Consider the following 3,079-nt stretch of genomic DNA (forward strand, 5'->3'; position numbering starts at 1 on the left):
GTTTGGGACCGTCGGCCCGGTCGGTCGTGCAGGACCGACTGAGCGCGTCACAGGGCTTCAGGGCCGCACCCGTCGTCGCGACGGGCGCGTCCCTTCGTCGTCTCCGGAGACCGGGGAGTCGGGGAGCATGCCCAGTGTCCGCAGCAGATCCGGGGCGGCGTCGATGGTCTGCACCTCGTCGGCCAGCCGCACGCCGGCCTCGGTGAAGGCCGCCAGGACCTTGGCGATGACGGCGTGCTGAGCCTCCCGGGTCTCCAGCTGCCGGGCTCCGGACCAGAAGCGCAGCTCCAGGGTCAGCGCCCCCTTGTCCAGGATGGTCAGCAGCGCCTGCGGCGCGGGATCGCGCTGCACCAACGGCAGGGCACTCATCGCCTCGACAGCGATGCGCTGTGCCCGGGCCGGGTCGGCCACCGCGTCGATCTGCACGGTCACCGTGGTGCGCACCTGCTCGTAGCCGGTCTGCACGACCACGACGTCGGAGTGCATCACCTGGTTGGGGATGAGCACCTGTCGGCCGTCGAAGGTGCGGACCATGGTGACGTTGAGGCTGATGTCGGTGACCTCTCCCTGCACGTCCCCGACCCCGATCTGGTCGCCCACGACATACCGGCCCCCGGCCAGGATCATGATGCCCGCGAACATGTTGCCCAGCACCGTCTGGAAGGCGATGCCGGCCGCGATCGAGACGATGCCCAGCCCGCCCAGGACGTCGACGGGTTGCACGCTCGGGAACACGATGGCCAGCGCCACCCCCAGGCCGAGCACGACGACCACCCACCCGGCCAGCTTGCTGAACACGTCCACCGCGCTGCGCCCGTGGCCCCGCCAACGCAGGTAGGCAGCGAAACCCGCCCGGACGACGAGCGCGAGGAGCACAGCCGCGGCCAGGATGCCGACCCCGAGACCCATCCCCTCCCAGGACGGCTGCGGGAGGTCCACCTGCGTGGCCCAGTTGGACTCGGGGAGGTGCACCATGTCGTCAGTATGTGGTGCGCATCCTCATCGCGCGGGGTTGCGCACATTGCGCCGTGTCCGGACGCGGCGCAATGCACATTTGGCCGCGCAGTGTGTGGTGCCGTCAGGTGACCTGCGCTCTGGCGCCGTGCAGGTCGCGGGCGGCGATCGCGCAGAGCACCCCACCGGCGAAGGTCATGACGAGGCCGGGGCCCGGAGCCCAGCCTTGTGTGCCGACCAGGTTCAGGACGCGCACCACCTGCCACACCGGCAGCACGATCGCCGGAATGGCCACGATCACGGCCTGGATCATCGCCACAACGCTCCAGCGGGCCGGCAGCAGGGCGCCGGCCAGCGCCAGCAGTCCCGCGTAGGAGGTCCACAGTCCCGCGCCTCGGACGCCGCTGACCGGGCCCGCGCCGGTGTAGAGCCAGGGCAGCCAGCCGCCCAGGATCAACAGTACCGAGGCCAGCAGCAGTCGGCGCTGACCCGGCATACGTCGTCTCATGACACGCGAGACTAACCGTTGACCTGCGGTGCATAACTAGGCATGCTGGCACCGGAACTCTCGGGCGTCGACGCCGGTGTCGATGCCGAGCCCCTCAGGAGGCCTCTCGACATGGACACCGCCCAACGCCAGGAGTACTGGCGACGCAACCTACGCCTGATGGCGATCCTGCTTACCGTCTGGGCACTGGTGTCTTTCGGCGCCGGCATCCTGTTCGTGGAGTTCCTCAACCAGGTGTCCTTCCTCGGTGTGCCGCTGGGCTTCTGGTTTGCCCAGCAGGGCTCCATCGTCGTCTTCGTGATCCTCATCGCCATCTACGTCTGGCGGATGGACAAGCTCGACAAGGAGTACGGCATCACGGAGTACGAGCAGGAGGTGCACCACTCATGACCCCTGTGCAGCTGTGGACGCTGATCTTCGTCGCGCTCTCCTTCTCGCTCTACATCTACATCGCCTACGCCAGCCGGGTCAGCGACACCGCAGGCTTCTACGTCGCAGGGGGTGGCATCCCGGCCCCGGCCAACGGGGCGGCGATCGCCGCCGACTGGATGAGTGCGGCGTCGTTCATCTCCCTCGCAGGCATCGTGTCGTTCTCCCAGAACGGGTATGCCGGGTCGGCCTTCCTGATGGGGTGGACCGGGGGCTACGTCCTGCTGGCCCTGCTGCTGGCCCCCTACCTGCGCAAGTTCGGCAAGTACACCGTCCCCGACTTCGTGGGCGACCGCTACTCCGAGAGTGCACGGCTGGTGGCCGTGGTCTGCGCGATCGTGGTGTCCTTCGTCTACGTCGCCGGGCAGATGGCCGGGGTCGGCGTGGTCTTCCAGCGCTTCCTTGAGGTCAACCAGACCGTCGGCATCATCCTCGGCATGACCATCGTGTTCTTCTACGCCGTGCTGGGCGGGATGAAGGGCATCACCTGGACCCAGGTGGCGCAGTACAGCGTGCTGATCGTGGCCTACATCATCCCCGCCGTGGCGATCTCCAACCAGCTCACCGGCAACCCGTTCCCGCAGATCGGCTTCGGTGAGATCCTGACCGAGCTCGACGGGTTGCAGCAGGAGCTGGGCATCGCCGCATACACCGAGGCGTTCACGCAGACCAGCCGGCTCAACATGGTGCTGATCACCGGGGCCCTGATGTTCGGCACCGCCGGGCTGCCGCACGTGATCGTGCGGTTCTACACCGCCAAGTCGGTGCGGGCCGCCCGCTACTCCGCCCTGTGGGCGCTGTTCTTCATCTCGCTGCTCTACACGACGGCTCCCGCGATCGGCGCGTTCAGCAAGTTCAACGTGCTCGACCAGCTCTCCGGCACTGCGGAGTCCGCGGCGCCGGGTTGGTACAACACCTGGAAGGACGTCGGGCTGATCGAGTTCAACGACGTCAACGGCGACGGTCTGATCAACATCACCGACAGCGCCAGCGCCGCCAACGAGCTGATCATCAACAACGACATCGTGGTGTTGGCCGCTCCGGAAATTGCCGGCCTGCCCGCGCCGATCATCGGACTCGTCGCAGCCGGCGGTCTCGCTGCGGCGCTCTCGACGGCCTCGGGCCTGCTCTTGGTCATTTCATCCTCGGTGGCCAACGACGTGTATTACAAGAAGATCAACCCTCAGG

4 protein-coding genes are annotated in these 3,079 nt (G+C 67.5%); 2 read left to right on the forward strand and 2 right to left on the reverse strand.

Going from position 1 to position 3,079, the window contains the following annotated elements; genetic code table 11:
- Positions 1-57: 57 nt before the first annotated feature.
- Together ACR2FV_RS15690 and ACR2FV_RS15695 are read right to left on the reverse strand one after the other, a co-directional pair.
- Entirely contained in the window at positions 58-975 is a 918-nt protein-coding gene (locus ACR2FV_RS15690) for a mechanosensitive ion channel family protein (protein WP_434016636.1), read from the reverse strand.
- 103 nt (positions 976-1,078) lie between these two features.
- A complete protein-coding gene (locus ACR2FV_RS15695; RefSeq protein WP_434016637.1) occupies positions 1,079-1,462 on the reverse strand; it encodes a hypothetical protein in 384 nt (127 codons plus the stop codon).
- Positions 1,463-1,573: 111 nt separating this feature from the next.
- Between ACR2FV_RS15695 and ACR2FV_RS15700 the strand changes: the two genes are divergently transcribed.
- A complete protein-coding gene (locus tag ACR2FV_RS15700; RefSeq protein ID WP_434016638.1) occupies positions 1,574-1,852 on the forward strand; it encodes a DUF4212 domain-containing protein in 279 nt (92 codons plus the stop codon).
- Positions 1,849-3,079 (forward strand): VC_2705 family sodium/solute symporter (locus tag ACR2FV_RS15705; RefSeq protein WP_434016639.1); only part of this gene is annotated, 1,231 nt, incomplete at its 3' end. The genes ACR2FV_RS15700 and ACR2FV_RS15705, both read left to right, overlap by 4 nt.

Source organism: Ornithinimicrobium sp. (genome assembly GCF_051004135.1).
In the GTDB taxonomy this organism is placed as follows: Bacteria; Actinomycetota; Actinomycetes; order Actinomycetales; family Dermatophilaceae; genus Ornithinicoccus.

Bases quoted from the DNA above. Each gene is read 5' to 3' on its own strand.
- ACR2FV_RS15695 (WP_434016637.1), bottom strand. From the start codon at position 1,462: ATGAGACGACGTATGCCGGGTCAGCGCCGACTGCTGCTGGCCTCGGTA.
- ACR2FV_RS15690 (WP_434016636.1), bottom strand. From the start codon at position 975: ATGGTGCACCTCCCCGAGTCCAACTGGGCCACGCAGGTGGACCTCCCG.
- ACR2FV_RS15700 (WP_434016638.1), top strand. From the start codon at position 1,574: ATGGACACCGCCCAACGCCAGGAGTACTGGCGACGCAACCTACGCCTG.